The sequence below is a fragment of the Candidatus Acidiferrales bacterium genome (assembly GCA_036514995.1).
Classification (GTDB): Bacteria; Acidobacteriota; Terriglobia; order Acidiferrales; family DATBWB01; genus DATBWB01.
The window spans coordinates 20324-42552 of the sequence record DATBWB010000013.1 but is presented as its reverse complement, the minus strand read 5'-3'; the positions used below and the strand labels follow the sequence as shown (position 1 = coordinate 42552).

The following is a 22229-nucleotide window of genomic DNA, read 5'->3' as shown; positions in this document are numbered from 1 at the left end:
AGAACTTGTCTGCTATCGGCACCGCGGTGGCTGAGCGAGTTTTTGTAGTCACTACGCCGGTGCTGGTTTTTCGCCTTTGGTGAAGCCGGGCACGGGTTTGGGCTCTAGCCGCGGAGCCGCTGGCGCGGCCACGGGCTGCGGCGCCGCCACTGGCGGCAGCTTGGCTTTCTCGGGCAGCGGCTTGTTTTCAATCAGCAGCTTGATCTCAGCAGCGTCGAGCACTTCGCGTTCGAGCAGCGCCAGGGCAATGCGCTCGAGCGTCTCGCGGTTGCTTTCCAGAATCTCGCTCGCCCTCTTGTAGGCCTGCATCACAATCTTCTTCACTTCCTGGTCAATGCGGATGGCAGTGTCCTCGGAGTAATCGCGGTGCTGCGCGATCTCGCGGCCCAAGAAGATGGTCTCTTCCTTCTTGCCGAAGGTGAGCGGGCCGAGGTCGGACATGCCGAACTCGCAGACCATTTTGCGAGCCATCTCGGTGGCGCGCTCGATATCGTCGCCGGCGCCGGTGGTGAGGTGGCCGAGGAAAATCTCTTCGGCCGCGCGGCCGCCCAGCATCACCGTGATGGTGCTCTCAATGAAGTTCTTGGTGTAGGTGTGCTTGTCGTCCACCGGCAATTGCATCGTGACGCCAAGCGCCATGCCCCGCGGGATGATCGTTACCTTGTGCAGAGGGTCGGCGTCCGGCAGGGTGGCGGCGACCAGCGCGTGGCCGGCTTCGTGATAAGCGGTGTTCCGCTTCTCTTCTTCGGAAATGATCATGGACTTCCGCTCGACGCCCATCAAGACTTTGTCCTTGGACATCTCGAAGTCGTCCATGATGACGACCTTGCGGTTCTTGCGCGCCGCCCACAGGGCGGCTTCGTTCACCAGGTTGGCCAAATCGGCGCCGGAAAAACCCGGCGTGCCGCGGGCGATCACCGACAGCTCCACGTCCTCAGCCAGAGGAATCTTGCGGGTGTGAACGCGCAGAATTTCTTCGCGCCCCTTGACGTCCGGTCTGGGCACCACCACCCGCCGGTCGAAGCGCCCGGGGCGCAGCAGGGCGGGATCGAGCACATCGGGGCGATTGGTGGCGGCGATGAGGATCACGCCCTCATTCGATTCAAAACCATCCATTTCCACGAGCAAGGCGTTGAGGGTCTGCTCGCGCTCGTCGTGGCCACCGCCGAGGCCGGCGCCGCGGTGGCGACCCACGGCGTCAATTTCGTCGATGAAGACGATGCAGGGGGCGTTCTTCTTGCCCTGCTCAAAGAGGTCGCGCACGCGGCTGGCGCCGACGCCGACGAACATCTCCACAAAATCCGAACCGGAGATGGAGAAGAAGGGCACGTTCGCTTCGCCGGCGATAGCCCGGGCCAAAAGCGTCTTGCCGGTGCCGGGCGGGCCCACCAAGAGGACCCCCTTCGGAATGCGCCCGCCCAACTTCTGAAACTTCTGCGGGTCCCTCAGGAATTCGATGATTTCCTGAAGCTCTTCCTTGGCCTCATCCACGCCGGCAACGTCCTTGAAGGTGACTTTCTTCTGCTGCGAGGTGAGCAGCCGGGCGCGCGACTTGCCGAAACTGAGCGCCTTATTGCCGCCGGCCTGCATCTGCCGCATCATGAAAATCCACAGCGCCACCAGCAAGAGAAGGGGCGCGGCGTTCAGCAGGATCACCAGCCACTCCGCCCGGCTCGATTCGCGCACCTTGATCACCACGCTCTTTTCGCGCAGTTTTTTCAGCAGGTCGCCGTAATCCGGCGGCACGGTGGTGTGGAACTTGGTGCGGTCCTTGTATTCGCCCTGGATGTTGCCGCCGACCTGGGAGAGATTGATCGTGACTTCGGTCACGTTGCCGCGTTCCACCTGGTCGAGGAACTCGGTGTAGGAAGGTTCCGTCTCTTTGACGCTCTGGCCACCGCCGGACGCCATCTTCCAAAGAAAGACGGCCAGAAGGATCATAATCAGCCAGAGAACAACCGTTCTTGCCGTAGCATTCACGTCCCTATCTCCCTTCCCGCTTCCGTTGACTCCCGGCCAGGTTCACTCTTCACCCTTCCCCCATCATGGGCGCGGGGCGATCGAACTTGGCCAGATACGACAGATTGGCATACTGGCCTTCCCAATCGAGCCCGTAGCCCACTACCACATTAGATGCCACCAGAAAGCCAAAGTAATCAGGCTTAATCTCCACCCGCTGCGCTTCGGGGCGATGCAGCAGCACCGCTGTGCGCAAGCTTTGCGGCTGGCCCAGTTGCAACCGGCGCGTCACAAAGTCCAGTGTGATGCCGGTATGCAATACGCCCTCCACCAGCAGGATGTTCTTTCCGGCCGCACGAATTTCCGGCCAGAAGAAGATTTCTTTCACCTCGGCTTGGCCGCCAGCCGCCACCTTGCGTGTGTCGGCGCGCAAGAAATGGACCCGCACCGGACAGCGAATTCTACGCACCAGGTCGGAGGCAAAAATGAATGCCTGGTCGAGGACGGCCACCACGTCCACCGGCTGCTCGCCATAGTCGCGCGAAACCTGTTCCCCCAGTTCGCTGACCCGCGCCGCGATTTGGCTCTCGCTGTAGAACACCTCCAGTTTGTGTTTCAAAGAGTTCCTTCCTCAATCAACAACGCCCGGCGTGTGGCGGCGGTGACGGCCACCGCCTCCGCCACAGGAAAACCACGGGCCCAGATGATCTCGTTGCCCGCCAGCAGCACCGGCCAACCCGCCCGCTCGCGGTTGGGGATGCCTCGCTCGGCGAACAGCGTCTTGAGCTTCTTGGTTCGCCGCGCCCCGCAGGGCCGATAAGCATCCCCCGGCCGCCAATTCCGAATGAGCAGCTCATCTGCCACCCGGTCAGCGTCCAAAACCATCCATTCGGCATTATAACCCCGCTCTAAGTCTCTAACGTCAATGAATTTAAGCGTTAGGCGCCGGCCGATTTCCTTTAAGGTAACAGTACCCGGCAGAGGCGCTGGATAGGAAAAGCTTTCCCGGCTTTGCGTGCTTTCTGCCCGGTCGCTTTTTCTCAAGTAGAGGCGGCTCTGGGAACGGTCGCATCGCACTCCGGGCACCTCCAGCCGGCCCGCTCCCGCCCGACTTTCCGCCAAGCGAAGCACCTGCTCGACATGCGTGCCGGTAATACGGCGCAAATCGCCCCGCACCGCTTCGAGCAGGCCGCGGATTAACCGTCGGGCGAGGGCCCGTCGGGCCTCGCCGGATTCGAGCCCGACCGTTCCCCCGCTCAGCAGATCCGCCACTTCCACTTCGATGCCATCTTGATGGGGCCGCAGAATCCGGTTGAGTTCCCCCTTGGCCAAGGCCGACCAAAAGGCCTCCTCCCCCCGAGCTCGCTCAGCGAGATTGCCGAGCAGGGACACAATCCGCCGGTTGTAGCTACGTTCGAGTTGAGGCAAGAGCTCAAGCCGGAGGCGATTGCGCAGCCGGCGCGTGTCCAGGTTCGTCGGGTCCTCGCGCCATTTCTGGCCGAGCGCGGCGAGATAAGTTCGCAATTCCGCGCGGCGAACCTCAAGGAGCGGCCGAACAATTCGGCCCACCACCGGATGGATGCCCGCCAGCCCTTTTGTTCCCGAGCCGCGCAGCAGGCGAGCCAGCACCGTCTCCGCTTGGTCGTCGGCAGTGTGGCCTACCGCGATACGATCCACCCGACCGCTGCCCGTGAGGCTTTCAAAAAACTTGGCCCGCAGCCGCCGGCCAGCCTCTTCCAAGTTGAGCCGTTCCTTTTCGGCGTACGCGCGAACTTGAGCCCGACGGCAAACCATCTCAAGGTCGAACTCTTTGGCCAGGCGGGCGACAAACTCTTCGTCCTCGTCTGAAGCTTCACCGCGAAGCTGGTGGTTCAGGTGAAGGACAAGCAGGTTGATCCCAAGCGGCTGGCGCAGGCTCTCCAGGAGGCGCAGCAGGCTGACCGAGTCAGCGCCGCCGGAGACAGCCACCCCCACGCGATCGCCGGGATGAAACATTCCGTACCGGCGAATGGTCGAGAGAATCTTGCTGCGCAGGTCACCCATCCCGACGATAATGGTAGCAAGCCAATTCTGACGGAGCAATGCGACCGTGAGCGGAACTTCTCCAGCCGGAGCGAATCAACCCGCAGCCGGGGCGCCCATTGCGTTTGAGCGCTTCAGCGAGCGCCTGCGGCGGGCGCTTGTGATTGCCGACTATGAGGCCCGCTTTCTGGTGACCGGTACGATTGAGGCCGGCCACCTGCTTTTTGGCATCGTGCAGGAAGACACCGAGAAAATGAGCGAGCTCTCTCAAGGGAAATTGACGCCGCATGGGGTGCGACGGCGACTGAAAGAAGAGTGGAGCGGCCGGCTCCAGCCCGAGCCGTCGGACGAAACGGAAATGCGCCTTTCCGAAGAGGCGGCGCGGCTGCTTCGTCGCACCGACGAAGAAGCTCGGTCGGCGGGCTCGCTCACCTCGGAGCCGCTCCACCTCCTCCTGGCTACCCTGCGGGACGGAGCTTCTCTGGCAGCCAAGCTCCTCGCCGAAGCCGGCATGACCGTTGAGGTCGTGTTGGCGCGTTTGAGCCGCCCGGCGCCGGGGGCTGTCAGTGGCGCGGTGGGCGGCGAGCCGCTCGGCCGCTGAGAACAGGTGTCGCCACGGCGCCATCGCTTGCTGCCGGAGGCCAATCAGTAGGAATTTTGCTTGAACAAGGACTGCGTGTGCGCCATGCGCCGGTCAAGAACCACCGCTACAAAGCGGGCGCACGATTGCTGTTCAGCCTCAAACCACTTGCTCACGCTTGCCGCGGCCCAACTGGAGAGGGTCTGGAAGAGCCACAGCAGGAAGGAATAGGCCCAAATCATGCTGAGCTGGCGCGAGCGACGCTCCATCTCCGGACATAGTTCCGCCAATTTCCAGACGCGCTTGCAATCGGCCGGGGTGAGCTGCTCATCCCTGATTTGAAGCGCTTCGCGGACCCGGACAGACAACGGCAGCTTGCCCCCTACCACCAGCAGCGACCGGCAGTAGTGGACAAAGAACTGCATCGCCATCCCGATGGAAAACACAAGGACGATTGCGGCCATCAGGTTCGCTTGGTTAAGTCCGGCTGCTAGTTCACGGCTCATGTGCTTGAGTTCCCCCGATCTGTCCAGGCGCCACGTTTGGGCCGGGCCCTGACCCCGACCTACCGGGGTGCGGCGCTTGCTTCGCCAGCCAATTTATCTTTGCCCTCCAAGCAGGTCAATGGAACCCAAGTACCAGTAAGAAGGTAATGGTGGTTTGCAGCCGCGGCCATCTTCCTGGCGCTCACCTCAAATAGCAAGAAAACAAAAAAGATGCATGGTGGGCAGGGCTTCCTTCCCTGCTTGCCTTGACACTCTTTTTGGCCTCCCCTACTATGCCTCAAGGTGCCGGCGTAGCTCAGAGGTAGAGCGAGGGTCTCATAATCCCTAGGTCGTGGGTTCGAGTCCCACCGCCGGCACCAGGGTCTTGCCAGGCTATCCCTTCTCCCGAGCGGCCCAGACGGTGAGCCGAGGGGAAAATCCCCCCGGACTCGCCGAGGTGGCGTCCTGCCAAGGCACCCAGCAGAATCAAGGGAAGCTCGCCGGGAGCCACCCAGCCCGCCGCAACAAACGTCGGCGCAGAATGGTTCCCTGTCTGACGAGACACCCCCGGCAACTGCGCCTCCTACCTTAGCGCGTTGTTGCCCACCTCGATGAGCGCGCTCTATCCGAATGCGGGCATCGAGCCCATCGCCGCCGAGGTCGAGAAAATTGTGGTAGCGATTGTGGACGAAGCGAAGTAACTTCCATCCGCTCCCCTTTCCCCCTGACGGCCGCCGGTAGTCCTTTCCTGCCTTCGGTACCGGTGGAAATGCACCGCCCCCATCCCGGGAAATTTTTCGAGTTGAGCAACTCGGGCCTGAAAGGCGTGTTCCTAGTAAGTGAAGGGCAACGACCATGGCGGCGACGACCAAACGCGACGCAACCTTCGAGCAAGCTCCGACGAGCCCGGTCGCCCGGCTGGTCATTCCGGTGCGCGTCTTCGGCGTCAACGCCGAGGGGCGAGACTTCAGCGAGGACACTTACGCGATGCTCGACGGGCCGCGCCTTGCCCGCATCGGGTTGTCCCAGCGGGTGATCGTCGGGGAAGCCATTTTTGTGCTGAACCTTTTGAGCAACCGCGAAGCCGAGCTCACCGTGCTCGAGCTGCTCAGCCTCCCCGAACGCGACGCCGAAGTGCTCGAGTGGGCGGTGCGCTGCACCCAGCCCATCAAGAAAGTTTGGGGCCATACCGAGCCTAACCTTCCTGCCTGACTGCATCCTCATCTCTAACCCGATCTCACTCCCCCTTTCAATTTTCGTCCGAAACCCTTAGCCGGGATGCTATGCTTTCCGGCTCCACTCAACTGGAGCGGTTGTCCGGCCTTGCCCGCCGTCAGGATAGCCGGGCCTGCTGCCGGGACAGCACACTTTTCGATGCCTCAGGGGGAGTTATCTTCATGAACCGTTACGTCAATGGGTTTGCCAAGCTCACCAGAAGCAGGTCTTCGATTTTGAGGATTCTGCTCTTGCTCGGGCTTTCGGCTGTTGTCAACGCGGGGATGCAGGCACAAGAAACCCCGAAAGCAAATCCTCCCAAGCCCGCGGCTACGAAGCCTTCTGCCCGAACACCCCGGGCCACCGCAACTACAGCTCAAACCAAGCCGGCGACGGCTCCGGCCCAAGCGGCCGGCGCAAGCCGCGTCGTGGTGCGCTTTGGTGCCCACAAACTAACCGCCGCCGAGTTTGAAGGCATGGTGAATTCTCTGCCCCCTCAATACCAGACGATGGCGCGAGGCGGGGCCAAACGGCGTATCGCCGAGGAGTATGCCAAGATGCTGGCGCTCGCCGACGAAGCTCGCCGGCGGCATCTGGACCAACGCGAGCCCACCCGCACAAGGATCGAGTTCAGCGTCAACAACATGCTGGCGGCCGCGGCGTATCAAGAGATTCAGTCGCAAACCGAAGTCAGCGATGCTGAAACGCAGGCTTACTATGACGCCCACACGAGTGACTTCGAGCGCGTCCGTGCCCGGCATATTCTGGTTGCGCTCGCGGGCGGGCCGGCGGCAAAAGCCGATAAGCTGGAATTGACCGATGAGCAGGCAAAGGCAAAAGCCGAAGATCTCCGCAAACAAATTCTCGCCGGAGCCGATTTTGCCAAACTTGCCAAGGAAAACTCAGACGACTCTGCCTCGGCCGAAAAGGGCGGGGATCTGGGATATTTCCGCCGCGGGCAGATGGCGCCCGAGTTTGAGAAGGCTGCTTTTGCGCTGAAACCAAAAGAATTGAGCGAACCCGTCAAATCGCCTTTTGGCTATCACCTCATCGAAGTCGAGGACCATTCCACTACCCCGCTGGCTGACGTCAAAACGGAAATTTCGAGCAGCGTGAAAACCGAGAAAGTGAACCGGGTGGTGACGGCGCTCATGGGAGGCCAGCCGGTCTTCGACGAGGATTACTTTAAGCCGGCCGCGTCACCGGCTACGCCTCCGGCGCAGCCGTCCCAGCCCGCGCCTCCACCAAAGCCGTAGGACTGCCAGGCTTTGGCCCGGCCCCGAAGCTTCGGGACATATCGGGTAAATCCCGATACTCCCTGTCGCCCGAGAGCGGCATCTAAATCATTTGAGGCGAGCTTTGAGGACAACGATGCATCGCAAGCTGCTCCGCTACACGCTCCTGGCGGTGACCGCCTGCTTGCTGGCTGCGCTCCCGCTCTTGGCGGCCAAGAAGAAATTGGTCCTGAAGGATGGCAGCTCTCAGGTGGTCCGCGAGTGGGCAGTGAAGGGCGAGCGCGTCCGTTACTATTCGACCGAGCGCTTTGCCTGGGAAGAGCTTCCCGTCAGCCTGGTGGATTGGGAAGCCACCAAGAAGGCCAATGAGGAAGCCGAAACCGAGGCCGAAGAATTGCTCGAAGAGGTGCGCTATCCCTCGGCGGAGGAAACCGGCGCCATTGTCGTCGCCGCGGGCAAAACCTTGCCCGAAGAGGATGGGGTCTATGCCTTCGACGGGAAAATTATCGTCGTCCTGGCACAGTCCGCCACCGAACTGCGACTTGACAAGAAGCGGATGCTCCTCTCTATGGCGATGCCGCTGCCCATTTTGAAGAGCCGGACGAACGTCACGCTGCATGGCGCCAAATCCAAAACTCGCCTCAAGTCGGCTACCCCGGTCATCTATGTTCGCTTTGCCGAAGAAACTGACCTGAAGTTTGGTCTCGTCCGCGCCAAGGTGGAAGGTTCCAAGCGGGTCTTTGAGCAGCTTCTCCGTGGCCCTCTCGGCGGCAAGGCGGAAGAATCCCGCCAGGCCGTCGCCGCCGAGCTGGAAATGCTCTCTCCCGGCGTCTATCGCCTCAGGCTACCCTCCCCGCTCCCGCCCGGCGAATATGCCGTCATTGAACTTCTCGAGCAGGGAATGAATCTTGACGTGTGGGATTTTGGGGTCGACCGCTAAGTTAGAGGATTCTCACGTGACACCCGACACCTCTCGCCTGCTCACATTCCTCGTTTGAAGATGCGGGCCATGCGGCGCATCGAGGCCTCAACTGCCTCGTAGAAGGGCTGCAGGTCGGGATTGCTGATGTCAATGTCGCCGGCGTCGAGGTCGTTGCGGATGTCGTTGACCAGCCGCGTGCCACGCCGCAGGCGGAACTTGGCGATCAGTTCGGAAGCGGGCGTGCCATTGGCAGATGGTGGCAAGGGCTTGCCGTCCTCGCTCTGCAACAGCGCCCAGGCCAGCGTACGCGCCTGATCCAGCAGCTCCTTTAGCTCGGAAAGCTCTTTGCGAGGCCACCACTTGCCGTTCCCACGGGCAAGCTGCGACTCGAAGGCGTCAATATGGTCGCGGAGCTTCTTGAGCTGGTTGGCGAGCTCATGACTCATCGGGCCTCTTTCCGCTTGGCAGCCGGTATTCGAAAGGGGAGGATACTAGTACCTTATCACGAAGGGTGTGTCGTGTCAAGAAATACTGGAACTCTCCTCCTTCTCTAATACCGTTTCTTTTCAGACGATTGCGAGGACCCAGCGGGACAGACGCCACCCACCAATGCCAGCGCCAGGGGGGTGACGACCGAGAAGGCAGCAAACGATATCAGGACGGGAAGAAGCCAGCCGAAGGTTCCCGCTGGATGGCCCACCGCAAGCCAGGCCACGAATCCTGCGGTAAGTCCCACCCAGACGCTGACCTGCTTGGAGGCCGAATCAGATTCGAGCTCGGCCTGACAGTGCGGACAGGCAAGCACACCGCCGGCAAGCAGCAGCGCAATGATCGGAACCTTGGTGTGACATCCAGGACAAGCCCGAGAACCCATGCCGTTTCCTCCACTTGGCGAAGTCAAGTTGTGAGCGGCTATTCTGCAACAGCGCGAGGGAGATTTCCAGAGCCATAGGTTGCCCAGAGAAGTTGGGATTCGGGATCACGCGAGCTTCGGCTTGTCGCTCACCTGCGGAGAGACTATCCTTCCGCTCAGCCAGTCCCAAAGCCTTCTCCCCAATTTATCGGGGCAAGGGACTGCGGCGCTGGCGGGCGCGAGGTCTAGGAAAGTCCTTCCCTCTTTCGATACTCCTCGTAACAATCTGGACAAAACCCGTGGCTAAGCTGTGCGCCGGAGTGTCGCGTCACGTACTGGTCAAGCGGTCCCCAGGTGCTCTTCCCGCGTTCGGCGCCCGTATCGTCGCGGATTTTTCCGCATACGCAGCAGACCGGCAGGATCTGCTCGTACATTTGGAGCCGCTTCCGTTCCGTCAGGTCGCGGAGCACGAGCAGGCTCGCAGGCGCCCCGGCGTGAACGTAGCGCTCGGCGGTGACCTCCACCGGGAAGATGCTCCCGTCGCGACGCTTGGCGTGCGCCTCATAGCACCGGGGCGCTTCTTCTCCCGCCGCACGCCGCTGCGCGTATCTCCTCAGCCGCTCCCGGTCCTCCTCGGCTACCTGGGCAAAGGCATCAGCTCCCACTTCCTCCGCCGGGCTTCCGTAGCCGTACAAGTGTGCGTCGGCAGGATTGGAAAAAACCACTTTGCCCGCCTGGATGATGCGCACCGGCACTGGAAGGGCATCGAGTATCTCATGGAGCCTCCGCTCGCTCTCCCGCAGCGCTTCTTCCGCCCGCTTGCGTTCAGTAACGTCTTCTGCAGCACCGATGTAGTACATTACGGCGCCGCTCGAATCCCGGACGGCGCGGGCGTTTTCCAGAAACCAAATCTTGCTGCCGTCTTTGCGATAGACCTCGTACTCAAAATCCAGCACGACACCGTGTTCTTCCATCAGCCGCTTGAACTCCTCGCGGCGGTCGGGGTCCACATAAGCCTGCCGCGCGATGTCCGTGCGGCTTGCCATCAGCTCCTCAGGAGAATCGTAGCCATAGATGCGCGCCATCGTTGGATTCACGCTGAGGTATCGCCCGTCCGGGGTGGTTTGGAAAATGCCGACGATGGCTTCTTCGAAGATGCCGCGATACTTCTCCTCGGCTTGCCGTAGCGCTTCCTCCGCCCGCCTGCGCTCGGTAATGTCGCGGAGGACGACGACAAAATGCGTATCGCCGCCGGCCACCACGGGGTTCACCGATAACTCGACGGGGAACCGCTCGCCGTTTTTGCGCCGCCCTTCCTCCTCGACCGATCCCTTTCCTATGACGGGGGCCTCACCCGTGGCCTGGTAGCGCTTCAGTCCCTCTCGGAAGTCCTTCGCCACGTCCTCTGGCATCAAGACTTCCATATCCGCACCGCGCAAGGTGCCTGGTGCGTACCCGAAGATCTGTTCGACTGCCGGGTTAGCGAACTGAATTTCTCGGTCCCAAGCGAAGACAATGACCCCGTCCTGCACTGACCGGGCAATCGCTTCAAAGCGCACCTCGGCCGAGGCGGCGGCCTGTTTGGCAGATAGTGCGGCTACGGGCTTGAGGATCACTGCGTACAGCAGAGGCAAGGCCATGACCGAAAGAAGCAGACTGTCCAGCAGCGCCGTCCAAAGCCCAAACGCCATTCCCAACGAGCGCAACATGAGCATCACCGCGAACTCGGTGGCAAACACCACCAGCACGCTCCGCCAAACAATTTCCCCGGCCGAACCAATGATGGCCAGTTGCGCTGCCGCCTCGTGTGTCGAAGGATGCCAAATGACCTTGTTCATACCGTACCTCCCGGATAAGCAGAATGCGATGAGCCGGGGAATGGCCTCGATGGCGCGTTGGTAGCTGTTTTGGAAAGGGGTAAAACCGGCTCTCGCGCGCTGAGTGAATTCTAACACTGCCTCGGAGCGAAGCAAGTTTCCCACAGGGAGTATGAGGACAATAAGTCCCCCCTCTCCTCCAGTGTGGGAAAACACCACCCGAGCGAGTTCACGAACTCTCTCGGCTATCCCCAACTGTCAGGAATCCCTTCGCTGTGAACTCCCAGGGCTTACCCTTCCACGAGGGAGAAGTCCACGCGCTGCCGGGCGGCGTCCACGCGATCCACCTGGACGCGGACGCGGTCGCCGATGGCAAAGCGCTTGCGACCCGCCGCGGCGGGCTCGCCGACGATCGCCCGGTCGCCCTCGCGGTAGAAGAACCGCTCCTCGAACAGATCTTCGAGCGAATCGATCGAGACGAGCCCCTCCACAAAGAAATCCAGCAGCTCCACGAAAAACCCAAACTTCCCGCACTGGATGATCAGCGCGTCGAAGGCCTGGCCGAGGTGCTGCCCCATGAACTGCACTTTCTTCCACTCGGTCAATTCCCGCTCGGCGTCGTCGGCGCGTCGCTCGGCGTCTGAGGATTCGGCGGCGATGTTCTCGAGTTCGGCAGGCGAGATTGGCCCGCTTGACCCCATTCGATCGGGGCGCGTGATCGCGACTTCTTGAGGCAAAGCGGCGTGAGAAGCATCCTCAGGGGCGCCGGGAGCGCGCCGTTTTTTCCCGGCCCTCGGGTGCGGTCCGCCCGGGATATCCTCCGCAGGGGTGGATGCCGCCAACAGCCATTTCAAGGTGCGGTGAACGATCAGGTCGGGATAGCGACGAATGGGCGAGGTGAAATGGCAATAGGTGGCCGCGGCCAGCGCAAAGTGGCCCAGGTTTCTCCCCGAGTAGCGAGCTTGCTTGAGCGAGCGCAACATCAGGTAGGAGAGGATGCGCTCTTCGGGTTTCCCTTCGATCTTGTCGGCAAGCTTTTGGTAGTGCCGCGGCGTGATGGCCAGGTCAAAGTCCGGCGGCAGCATCAGCGCAAATTCGCGCTGGCTCCGGTGGCCGGCCCGCCCCCTTTGAGACGAACGAGCGGAAAGCCTTTGCTTGACCCGCAGTTTCCTCTCGGCCAAGTCAGCCACGCCAAGCGAGTAGCCGAAGCGCTGGGCTATCTCCTCGAACTCCAGGACCTTCCTCGGGTCCGGCTTCTCATGGATGCGATAGAGCGTCCCGACGGAGCGGGCTTCGAGAAACCGCGCCACCGCTTCGTTGGCCGCCAGCATGAACTCTTCGATGATGCGGTGGGCGATGTTCCTCTCGCTGCGGGTAATCCCGACGATCAGGCCCCGCTCGTCGAATCGAAGAATCGGCTCGGGCAAATCAAAATCAATCGAGCCCCGCCCGCGGCGTTTCCGGTTCAAAATAAGCGCCAGCTCCTTCATATTCTCGAAGTGCCGCGCCAGGGGCGCATAGCGTTTCCGCTGCTCGGGGTCGCCTTCCAAAACGGCATGGACCGCCGTATAGGTCATGCGCTCGGCGGAACGGATGACACCCGGTGTGAACGTCGAGCGGACGACCTGCCCGTTTCGATCCACTTCCATCAAGGCGGAGAGCACCAGCCGCTCCACCCGCGGGTTGAGCGAACAGATGCCGCTCGAGAGCTCCGCCGGCAGCATGGGCACGGCGCAGTCGGGGAAATAGACCGACGTGCCGCGCAGGCGAGCTTCGCGGTCGAGCGCCGTACCCGGCGCGACGTAATGGCTCACGTCGGCGATGTGCACCGCCAGGTGAAAATTCCCGTTCGCCAGCGGCTCGACATAGACGGCATCGTCAAAGTCTTTGGCCGTCTCGCCGTCAATCGTTACCACGGAAAGATGACAAAAGTTGGCGCGGCCTTCTCGCTCGCCCGGCCGGACCTCGGTGGGCACCCGCTGCGCTTCCGCCATGACATCCTCGGCGAATTCATGGGGCAGGTGATGCTTGCGGATGACGATCTCAACGTCCAATCCCAAATCGCCCGGCTTGCCGAGTACCTCGGTCACTCGCCCGCGCGGCGGCGAATCACCACGCGGGAACGACATCAGCTCGACGTTGACCATTTTTCCTTCCAACTCACGCAGCCGGGATGGCAGCGGTGCCTGCTTGGCTTTCGACGGGTGGTCCTCCCTGGCAACCGCGGGGCGGTGGCGCTCGCCCCGAGGCAATCGGGGCTCGCCGGGAGATTCCTCTCCTGGCGGGATGAAGATGCGCTGAAGGATCTTGGTGTCGTAGGGGATGACGTAGTTGCCGCTTGCCCCCACGTGGAATTCGCCAACCACGGTGGGGTGGGCGCGACGGACCACTCGCAGGACGCGCCCTTCGGCGCGGCCCAGCGACTTTCGCGCCACCCGAATCTCCACCCGGTCGCCGTGCATGGCGTCGCCCATCTGTGCCGCCCCAATGTAAACGTCTCCTTCGACGCCCGTCACGGGCCGGTCGGTGATGACAAATCCGTAGCCGTCGCGGTGGCAGACCAGCCGGCCGGAGACCACGTCCCCCACGGCGGCCGATGCTGGCTGCTGCCCGCCACGGCTGGCCTGCTCCCCCCGATCGTCGGGTTCGTTGACAATGCCCGCCGCGGGGCTTGCCCTGCCTGCCCTGAGTCCGCCGCGGCGGATCGAAGGGAGCTCGCCGAAGGGCTTGGCCGCCTTGCTCCGGCCAGCGAGGACGTACCAGCCGGGTTGCGTCTCTTCGACGGAGCCTTCGCGCACCAGCTTGAGCATCCATTTCTTCAGCTCGCGCCGGCCGCGATGATGGAGCTCGAGGTCGTGAGCGATATCACGAAGCCGCAGGGGCTCGCGCGCCTGTTCGAGCCTTTCGAGGACCGCGCCGATGCTCAGTTCTTCTTCACGGTGCGACAATACTTCCCCTCCATAGGTCATTGTAGCTCGGACGAGCTTCGCCTTTCTCCATGCCTTCGCGCCCGTCAGCGCCGCTAACGATCGTTGCCAGCGAAGACGACAGCCCCGGTGCACACGATGGGGCCTCCCGGAAAGGAAAAATAGCTATCCGGGAGACAGGGTGGAAACTTCTTCTATGACAAACGAGATGGGAGCGCCGCGTCGGGCGACAAAGTTATAGATTACCGCCGCAAGCGCGCCGAACAAGAGTCCCAATATCCCGTAAACCAGCGGTAACCAGACCGGCGCAGCAACCAACATAATCCGCTCGCTCATGTCTTTCCCCGCTCCAAAAGCCCCCGCGAGGAGCATAACCAGTCCGACGACTACTGCGATCACCGCGTAGAATATCCCCAAGCACTTGCCAACGCTCCACACGTCGAAGCGAATCAGACGATGCGTTGCCATGCTCACCTCCAGGACAAAAGGTTACGGCGATATGTTTTCGTGCTTCTTCTTGGGGTTGGTTCCTCGCTTGTTTTCGATGGCACAACTTCTGTGGAGTGCGGCGGCTTGCCGCCGCTGTTTCAAGGCGGGAGCAAGCTCCCGCACTCCAAAATTACCTTCAAAGCGGTACATTCCCGTGTTTCTTCTTGGGGTTGGTGCCGCTTCTGTTGTCGATGGCGCGGCGAGCCTTAAGGATGAGTGAGAGTGCCTCCCGCAAATTGCACCGCACCTCAGCCAGCGTTCGCCCCTGAGTGTTTACTCCGGGAATTTCTTCCACGTAAGCTACATACGAGCGCCCGGGCTTCTCGATCACGGCCGCGAAGTTCCGCTCCAACGTAGAAATGCTCTTTTATCCGCTCACCGGTCGCTGGCCACTGGTCGCCTCTTCACAGCGGTATATTCCCATGCTTCTTCTTCGGATTGGTGTCGCGTTTGTTTTCGAGCATGCGCAGGGCAGCGATCACTTGGGGCCGGGTCAGCCGCGGCTCGATGACAGCGTCAATGTAGCCGCGCTCGGCGGCGACGTAGGGATTGGCGAAGCGTTCGCGGAATTCTTCCACCTTTTCTTTGCGCACTCGCTCCGGATCAGAGGCGCCCCCGAGTTCGCGGCGATAGACAATATTCACCGCTCCCTCCGGACCCATCACGGCAATCTCGGCGGTGGGATAAGCGAAGTTCATGTCCGTCCGAATATGCTTCGAGGCCATCACGCAGTAGGCGCCGCCGTAAGCTTTGCGCGTGATGACGGTGATCTTCGGCACCGTGGCCTCGGCGAAGGCGTAGAGCAGCTTAGCGCCGTGCTTGATGATCCCGCCGAACTCCTGCTGCGTGCCGGGGAGGAAGCCGGGCACGTCCTCGAAGGTGACGAGCGGGATGTTGAAGGCATCGCAGAAACGCACAAAGCGCGCGCCTTTCACCGAGGCGTTGATGTCGAGGCAGCCCGCCAGCACCGCCGGCTGGTTGGCGACGATGCCCACCGGCCAGCCGCCCAGCCGCCCAAACCCCACCACGATATTTTTGGCAAAGTGCTCCTGCACCTCAAAGAAATCACCATAGTCCACCACCAGCCGGATGATTTCCTTCATGTCATAGGGCTGCATGGAATCCACCGGCACAACGTGGTTCAATTTTTCTTCGGTGCGATCCACCGGGTCCTGGCATTCCCGGCGCGGCGGGTCTTCCATGTTGTTGGCCGGGAGAAATCCGACGAGTTCGCGGATCAGGGCAAGGCACTCAGCATCGTCTTCCGCCACAAAGTGAGCTACGCCGCTCGTCGCGTTATGGGTCATGGCGCCGCCGAGTTCGTGTTTGCTGACATCCTCATGGGTCACGGTCTTGATCACGTCCGGGCCGGTCACAAACATGTAGCTCGTCTCACGGGTCATCAAAATGAAATCGGTGATGGCCGGAGAATAGACCGTGCCGCCGGCGCAGGGGCCCATGATGGCGCTCACCTGCGGCACCACCCCGGAGGCAAGGGTGTTGCGAAGGAAGATGTCGGCATAGCCCGCGAGCGACATCACTCCTTCCTGGATGCGCGCCCCGCCCGAGTCGTTCAACCCGATAATCGGCGCGCCATTTTTCATCGCCAGATCCATCACCTTGCACACCTTGCCGGCGTTGGCTTCCGTCATCGACCCGCCAAAAACCGTAAAGTCCTGCGCGAAGACATAGACCAGCCGGCCTTCGATTCGGCCGTAGCCGGACACGATGCCGTCCCCAAGAATTTTCTGATCGGCCATGCCAAAATCGGTGCAGCGATGGGTCACGAAGCGGTCGAGTTCCTGGAAGCTGCCCTCATCCAGCAGCAGTTCGATCCGTTCGCGGGCGGAGAGCTTGCCCTCTTTGTGCTGCTTTTCGCGCCGCTCGGCGCCGCCCCCCGCTTGGGCAGCCGCATCCCGCCGGCGTAGTTCCTCCAACTTGGATTGCGCCGCTTTTTGCTCCTGCTCGGTTGCCATAAAAAACTCCCTCAAAACGGTTCCTGATCCACGCACCAAACAGAGTGCCACAAAGAGCTCGCCTTTGGCCAGAGAAGAACCGCCACCCGTCAGGCAAATCCCGAGGTTGTCCGGACACCGTGCGGGGAAATGGGCAGCTCAGGTGAACGGTGCCCGCTTTGGCGGGGGGGTTCGCTTTGGGTGCTTCGGTGCCGCACTGGGAGCAGCGCGTCACCCGTGCTACAACAAGAGATCCGCCAGGCGCGTGACCACAAACAAAGCGATGAGAAGAATCGCCACGTCCAGCGCGACGGCTCCCATCACCAGCCACATATGGAGCCCCGATGTCGTCGAGGCTTGGGCAACGGCGCTCGCCGCCCCGTAGGCCAAGCCCACGCCGGCCAACATGATGCCGGCCGCAAGCGCTAGCCAGACCGCCCCCAGAAATTGGCGCCGCATATTCCGTCCGCCGCGCTACTCCAGCCCGGACCACTCTTCCGAAACAATGACCGAGTTGGAGGGATTCGCCGGATCGTATTTGATGCTTGCCGGCACCCCGCTGAGACATCGCTCGAACCGCAACCGATCGAGGAGCGTGGTTATGTCCTGGGCTGCCTCATAGGTTACGCCTGCGATGGTGTAGCTGTAGATGACAAGCTGGCGGGAAGGGCTGCTCCAACCCTCCGTCGGGCCAACCCCCTCCGGCTCAAAAAACTCGAGCACCTGCCCTTCGGCGATGCGCCCGATGCTGGCAATATGCCGGCGACGAAGCCGTTCCAGTTCGTCGGCACTCGGCAACTTTCGCTGATAGAGATAAAGGAGGGCAGCCGTCGCTGCCAGAAATGTCACGAGCAGCGGAAGAGCGATCTCGTTCAGACCGAGTTCCTCCCCTCAACGCGGGCTGCCCTTGGGGACAGCCTCCGGAATAATCTCCCCCAGCGTTTGCCGGGCCTTCTCCCAATCCTTCAAAAACGCTTCGAGGCCGCGATCAGTCAGGGGATGCTTGAAGAGCATTTCAAACACTTTGAACGGCATGGTGGCAACGTGCGCTCCGGCCTTGGCGGCTTCCACCACATGCAGCGGATGGCGCAAAGAGGCGGCCAGAACCTGCGTCTCGAAACCGTACTGCCGATAGATGGTCACAATGTCGCGCACCACCTCCATGCCGACATGAGAAATATCGTCCAGCCGGCCGAGAAAGGGGCTGACGTACGTGGCGCCGGCCTTGGCCGCCAGAATGGCCTGCGAGGGCGAAAAGACCAGCGTGACGTTGATGCGCGTATTTTCCGTGCGCAGCGTGGCCATGGCGCGAATGCCTTCGCGGGTCAGAGGAATCTTGACGACGATGTTGCGGTGCCAGGAACGCAGCTCGCGCGCCTGTTCGATCATCGCTTCCGCTTCGGTGGTCGTCACCTCGGCGCTGATCGGACCATCAATGAGCGAACAAATTTCCAGGATGATGTCTTTGAAGGCCCGGCCTTCCTTGGCGGCAAGCGACGGATTCGTAGTGATGCCGTCAATGATGCCGAGCTTGGCCCCTTCGCGGATTTCTGTAAGGCTGGCTGTGTCGAGGAAGAATTTCATGGCTGGTTTCCTCTCCGGACCGCCGTTTCCCATCCGGCCGACGGGCCGGCCATCGGTCAACCACGCATGCCCGACCTAGAACTTGCTCTCGCCTTTCGCCCGCACCGGATTCTTCAGGCGGCCAACTCCGGAAACGACGATTTCCACCTCGTCGCCTGCCCGGAGCGGCCCCACCCCGGCCGGGGTTCCGGTAGCAATGACGTCCCCTGGTTCGAGCGTCATCACTCGCGAGATGTAACGGATTATAGCATCAACCGGGAAAATCATGTCGGACACGCGGCCAAACTGCTTCCGTTGGCCGTTGACGAGCGTTTCCACCGTCACCTCTTCCAACTTCAATTCCGTTTCGATGAAAGGACCGAGGGGACAAAAGGTATCGAATCCTTTGGCGCGAGTGAACTGCACGTCAGCCTGCTGAAGGTCGCGCGCCGTGACGTCGTTCAAGCACGTGTAGCCCATCACGCAACCGAGCGCGTCGGCCGCATCGCTGAGTTGCGAGCAGCGCTTGCCGATCACCACGCCAAGTTCGCCTTCGTAATCCACCTGCCGGGAAACGTCCGGCAGAAGGATCGGTTCCCCGGAAGCGATGATGGCGGAAGGGGGCTTCAAAAAAAGCAGCGGCTCTTGCGGTATCGGGTTATGGAGTTCGGCCGCGTGCTCGCGGTAGTTTCTGCCGACGCAGACAATCTTGGAAGGCTCGGTGGGCGGAAGGATCTCTACCGTGTCCACCGGCCAGCTCTTTTCGCCCGGCTGGCGATTCACATACTGGCATCCGGGCAGCTCGCCCCGATCGAATCGGGGCTCGCGTACCCGACCGCCTTCGAGCACGCCATAGCGGGCTTCCCCTTCCACTCGAAATCGGCAGATCTTCAAAGCAACGCCTCCGTCCGGTTCTCTCTGCCCTGGCGGCGCGCTACGGCTGCTGCTCGGCGGGAACGCTCGCCGTAGCCTCCGCGGATGGTTCGCTTTCATTGCCTGCCCGGTCCACGGCGGCGACCGCATAAGAGTAGGTCTTGCCCGCCTCGACCGTGTCATCGCGGTAAGCCGGCCCAGGGATCAGCTTTGCGTTCCGCCTCTGGTAGCCGCCGCCGTCCCGAGGCTTCGGGGGCTCGCTGCGATAGATATTGTACCCGGCGAGATCGGCTTCCGTGTTCGGCTGCCAGGAAAGTTCAATGGCCGGCCCTCCGAAGGCGGCGAGAATGGGCACGCCGACCAGGCCCTCCGGGGCCTTTGGCGGAAAGATATCTTGGGGGGTGATGGTGAGCCGGGCCGAGGCATCGCTCTCAACCAAGTCCGGGCCGTACCGGGCGACAGCACGGATCGTGTAGCGATAGGTTTTGCCGTACTCGGTTGCCGTATCCGTCCAGGGAGAGTTCGCCGCCTCAGCAAGAAGTTCCCACTCTTCCTTCTCGCCCGGGGTACTGCGGTAGATAGGAAAGGGGCCGGCAGAAGCGATGGCCGTGCCACTCGTGGTCTCGGAGGGAGGAGTCCAGCTCAGCTCGACGCCCGCTTCCACGTTTCGGGCGAGGAAATTCCCCGGTGGAGCCGGCGCCGGATATATGCGCAAGGCAATCAAGTTGGAAAAGCCGGCGCTTCGTCCTTTCTTATTTCTCGCCAGCACCCCATAGACTGCCCACTCGCCCGAGTGCGCTTTCAAATCCGCAACCGCTATGCGGTCGGAATATTGCGCCATCTGGCCGGCGGCCAGTCTCTCCAGGTCCCCGCCAGCCCATTCCACGATGGGTTTCGCATCGCCAAACAACCTTTGTCCGAGGTCTTCGCCGGCAGCCTCGGCCGCCCCGCCACGGCGGGCTTGCGCCAACATGGCGGGTGGCGGCGGCAACTCTTCCTTGCGAAATTGGCGATAGAGAAGAATTTGCAAATTCCTGCCGACCGCTTTCCCATCGGTGGTGCGCCGGGGAAGCGTGAAGGAAAGCACGACCGCCTCGCCCATTTGTCTGGCGCTCAAATCGCCGGCTGCCTCGGGAATGTGGCGCGAAGGCGGTGTCGGAGCCGTGGGACTGCCGCAGGCCACGAGCGCAAGCAGACAGGAGACAAGTCCGGTTAGAACGAAATTCGAAATTCGAAATTCGAAAATCGGAACGAAGATGTTCGCATTTTGGTTCACAGGCAGAAGTGGCGCTGCCAGAGGTAGGCTCACAGAATATATCGGCTCAAGTCCTGGTTTTTTACGATTTCAGCGAGCTGGCGATGGACGTAGGCGGCGTCCACCTCGATGGTTTTCTTCTTGAGCTCCGGCGCTTCAAAAGAGATCTCGTCCAGCATCTTTTCCATCACCGTGTGCAGTCGCCGGGCGCCGATGTTCTCCGTCTGTTCGTTTACCGTGGCCGCGTAATGAGCCAGAGCTTCGATGGCGTCATCGGTAAACGTGATCTTCAGCCCTTCGGTCTCGAGCAGCGCCGTGTACTGCTTGATGAGCGCGTTCTTGGGCTCCTGGAGGATGCGAACGAAATCCTGGACACCCAGCGATTTCAATTCCACGCGGATGGGGAAGCGGCCCTGCAACTCCGGAATCATGTCCGAGGGTTTGGTCACGTGGAAGGCGCCGGCGGCGATGAAGAGGACATGGTCCGTGCGGACGATGCCGTAGCGGGTGTTGACGGTGGTGCCCTCGACAATGGGCAGGATGTCGCGCTGCACGCCTTCGCGGCTGACGTCGGGGCCGTGGCCCGATTCGCGCCCGGCAATCTTGTCCATCTCGTCAACAAAAATAATTCCCATCTGCTCGGCGCGGTCAATGGCCGTCCGGGTCACCTGGTCCATGTCAATGAGCTTGCTCTCTTCCTCCTGAACCAAGTAGTCGAGCGCCTCGGCCACGGACATCTTCCGTTTCTTCTTCACCTGGCCAAAAAGCCCGGGGAGCGCATCCTTGATGTTGATGTCCATCTCCTCGATGCCGGTATTGGAGATGATTTCGAAGGCGGGCATCGAACGTGCGCGCACTTCCACCTCGACGAGCTTGGAGTCGAGTTTGCCTTCGCGGAGCTGCCCGCGCAGTTTTTCCCGGGTGCGCTGGAACTGTTCCTGCTGGTGGACTGCTTCCGGGTCCTGCTTGTTGACCGGTGGCGGCAAAGGCGGCAAGAGAAGATCGAGCAAGCGCTCTTCGGCGTTGACCTCGGCCCGGTCGGCAACCTCATCGAGTTTTTCTTCGCGGATCATGTCAATCGCCACTTCGACGAGGTCGCGAATCATGGATTCGACGTCGCGGCCAACGTAGCCCACCTCGGTGTACTTACTGGCCTCGACTTTGACAAACGGGCATCCGGCCAAACGCGCCAGCCGCCGGGCAATCTCGGTCTTGCCCACGCCCGTCGGCCCGATCATCAAGATATTCTTCGGGATGATCTCCTCGGCCATTTCCGGCTGGAGCTTCTGCCTTCGGATGCGGTTGCGCAAGGCGATGGCGACGGCGCGCTTGGCATCGTGCTGGCTGATGATGTACTTGTCGAGTTCCGCCACAATCTCCCGCGGCGTCAGCTCGTCAAAGGAGGGCTGCGGCGGCGGTGCCGGCTCGGGTTCGACCCGCCCGGGAAGGTAGGTAACTGCATCATCTTTCGAAGCGCCGCTGGTCATAATTCTTCCACCGTAAACTGGCTGTTGGTATAGATGCAAATTTCACTGGCAAGGCGCATGGCTTCCTGAGCGATCTCTTTGGCGCTGAGCTGGGTGTGTTTGATCAATCCGCGCGCTGCCGCCAGCGCGTAAGGCCCGCCTGAACCGATGGCGCAGATGCCGTCATCCGGCTCAATAATGTCGCCCGTGCCGGAGAGCAGAAAGGTGTTCTTATCGTCGGCGACAATGAGGAGCGCGTCCAGATGTCGCAGAACCCGGTCGGTGCGCCACTCTTTTGCCAGTTCGACCGCCGCCCGCGGGAGATTGCCGTGGAATTCCTGTAACTTCGCTTCAAAACGGCTGAACAGGCTCAGAGCGTCAGCCGTGCCGCCGGCAAATCCAGCCAGAACCTTGTCGTCGTAAAGGCGGCGAATCTTTTTGGCCGTGTGCTTCACCACCGCCTGTCCCATCGTGACCTGGCCGTCGCTGGCAACCACTACTTGATTGCCGCGACGAACGCACAAAACCGTCGTGCCGTGGGTCATCTCGTTCCGCATAGTATGGCACATTAGTTGACTCTTCCGCGTCATGGGCGTCTCAAGATTATACCGCG

21 protein-coding genes and 1 tRNA gene are annotated in these 22229 nt (G+C 61.6%); 5 read left to right on the top strand and 17 right to left on the bottom strand.

Annotated features, from left to right (window positions below):
- Nucleotides 1–51: 51 nt before the first annotated feature.
- Genes ftsH through tilS form a run of 3 tightly spaced genes read right to left on the bottom strand, consistent with a single transcriptional unit; the run spans nt 52 to nt 4041 of the window.
- Nucleotides 52–1980: an ATP-dependent zinc metalloprotease FtsH gene (gene ftsH, locus VIH17_01090; GenBank protein ID HEY4681828.1), complete on the bottom strand. Its 1929-nt coding sequence runs from the start codon at nt 1978–1980 to the stop codon at nt 52–54.
- Nucleotides 1981–2029: 49 nt separating this feature from the next.
- Nucleotides 2030–2578, bottom strand: coding sequence for a phosphoribosyltransferase family protein (locus tag VIH17_01085; GenBank protein HEY4681827.1), 549 nt, complete (start codon nt 2576–2578; stop codon nt 2030–2032).
- Nucleotides 2575–4041 (bottom strand): tRNA lysidine(34) synthetase TilS, encoded by a 1467-nt coding sequence (gene tilS, locus VIH17_01080; GenBank protein ID HEY4681826.1) that lies wholly within the window; start codon nt 4039–4041, stop codon nt 2575–2577. Before tilS ends, VIH17_01085 begins: the two co-directional genes overlap by 4 nt.
- A gap of 7 nt (nt 4042–4048) precedes the next feature.
- Between tilS and VIH17_01075 the strand changes: the two genes are divergently transcribed.
- On the top strand, nt 4049–4582 hold the full coding sequence (locus tag VIH17_01075) for a Clp protease N-terminal domain-containing protein (protein HEY4681825.1): 534 nt from the start codon (nt 4049–4051) through the stop codon (nt 4580–4582).
- Nucleotides 4583–4626: 44 nt separating this feature from the next.
- On the opposite strand, the gene VIH17_01070 is transcribed toward VIH17_01075, so the two are convergent.
- Nucleotides 4627–5067, bottom strand: a complete 441-nt coding sequence (locus tag VIH17_01070) for a hypothetical protein (protein HEY4681824.1) — start codon at nt 5065–5067, stop codon at nt 4627–4629.
- Nucleotides 5068–5351: 284 nt separating this feature from the next.
- On the opposite strand from VIH17_01070, the gene VIH17_01065 reads away from it, so the two are divergent.
- From VIH17_01065 to VIH17_01050, 4 genes are all read left to right on the top strand, one after another.
- A tRNA-Met gene (locus tag VIH17_01065) sits at nt 5352–5426 on the top strand.
- Between the two features lie 475 nt (nt 5427–5901).
- Nucleotides 5902–6258, top strand: a complete 357-nt coding sequence (locus tag VIH17_01060) for a hypothetical protein (GenBank protein HEY4681823.1) — start codon at nt 5902–5904, stop codon at nt 6256–6258.
- Nucleotides 6259–6443: 185 nt separating this feature from the next.
- The gene (locus VIH17_01055) at nt 6444–7517 is read left to right on the top strand and encodes a peptidylprolyl isomerase (protein ID HEY4681822.1); all 1074 of its coding nucleotides are present in this window, start codon (nt 6444–6446) and stop codon (nt 7515–7517) included.
- A gap of 115 nt (nt 7518–7632) precedes the next feature.
- Nucleotides 7633–8436, top strand: coding sequence for a hypothetical protein (locus VIH17_01050; GenBank protein ID HEY4681821.1), 804 nt, complete (start codon nt 7633–7635; stop codon nt 8434–8436).
- Nucleotides 8437–8477: 41 nt separating this feature from the next.
- Here the strand turns inward: VIH17_01050 and VIH17_01045 are convergent, their stop codons facing one another.
- From VIH17_01045 to hslV, 13 genes are all read right to left on the bottom strand, one after another.
- Entirely contained in the window at nt 8478–8864 is a 387-nt protein-coding gene (locus VIH17_01045; GenBank protein ID HEY4681820.1) for a hypothetical protein, read from the bottom strand.
- A gap of 104 nt (nt 8865–8968) precedes the next feature.
- Nucleotides 8969–9292, bottom strand: a complete 324-nt coding sequence (locus tag VIH17_01040) for a hypothetical protein (protein ID HEY4681819.1) — start codon at nt 9290–9292, stop codon at nt 8969–8971.
- A gap of 224 nt (nt 9293–9516) precedes the next feature.
- Nucleotides 9517–11109, bottom strand: a complete 1593-nt coding sequence (locus tag VIH17_01035) for a PAS domain-containing protein (GenBank protein ID HEY4681818.1) — start codon at nt 11107–11109, stop codon at nt 9517–9519.
- Nucleotides 11110–11378: 269 nt separating this feature from the next.
- Entirely contained in the window at nt 11379–14036 is a 2658-nt protein-coding gene (locus tag VIH17_01030; protein ID HEY4681817.1) for an RNB domain-containing ribonuclease, read from the bottom strand.
- A 144-nt stretch (nt 14037–14180) separates the two neighbouring features.
- Entirely contained in the window at nt 14181–14483 is a 303-nt protein-coding gene (locus VIH17_01025; protein HEY4681816.1) for a hypothetical protein, read from the bottom strand.
- Nucleotides 14484–14908: 425 nt separating this feature from the next.
- Nucleotides 14909–16480, bottom strand: a complete 1572-nt coding sequence (locus VIH17_01020) for an acyl-CoA carboxylase subunit beta (protein HEY4681815.1) — start codon at nt 16478–16480, stop codon at nt 14909–14911.
- Between the two features lie 219 nt (nt 16481–16699).
- The gene (locus tag VIH17_01015) at nt 16700–16918 is read right to left on the bottom strand and encodes a hypothetical protein (GenBank protein HEY4681814.1); all 219 of its coding nucleotides are present in this window, start codon (nt 16916–16918) and stop codon (nt 16700–16702) included.
- Nucleotides 16919–16933: 15 nt separating this feature from the next.
- Complete coding sequence (locus VIH17_01010) at nt 16934–17308, bottom strand: hypothetical protein (protein ID HEY4681813.1); 375 nt, start codon at nt 17306–17308, stop codon at nt 16934–16936.
- A gap of 42 nt (nt 17309–17350) precedes the next feature.
- On the bottom strand, nt 17351–18043 hold the full coding sequence (gene fsa / locus VIH17_01005) for a fructose-6-phosphate aldolase (GenBank protein ID HEY4681812.1): 693 nt from the start codon (nt 18041–18043) through the stop codon (nt 17351–17353).
- Between the two features lie 75 nt (nt 18044–18118).
- The gene (locus VIH17_01000; GenBank protein ID HEY4681811.1) at nt 18119–18916 is read right to left on the bottom strand and encodes a fumarylacetoacetate hydrolase family protein; all 798 of its coding nucleotides are present in this window, start codon (nt 18914–18916) and stop codon (nt 18119–18121) included.
- A 40-nt stretch (nt 18917–18956) separates the two neighbouring features.
- Nucleotides 18957–20012, bottom strand: coding sequence for a hypothetical protein (locus VIH17_00995; GenBank protein HEY4681810.1), 1056 nt, complete (start codon nt 20010–20012; stop codon nt 18957–18959).
- A 188-nt stretch (nt 20013–20200) separates the two neighbouring features.
- On the bottom strand, nt 20201–21637 hold the full coding sequence (hslU, locus tag VIH17_00990) for an ATP-dependent protease ATPase subunit HslU (GenBank protein ID HEY4681809.1): 1437 nt from the start codon (nt 21635–21637) through the stop codon (nt 20201–20203).
- Nucleotides 21634–22173: an ATP-dependent protease subunit HslV gene (gene hslV, locus VIH17_00985; protein ID HEY4681808.1), complete on the bottom strand. Its 540-nt coding sequence runs from the start codon at nt 22171–22173 to the stop codon at nt 21634–21636. Before hslV ends, hslU begins: the two co-directional genes overlap by 4 nt.
- Nucleotides 22174–22229 lie beyond the last annotated feature (56 nt).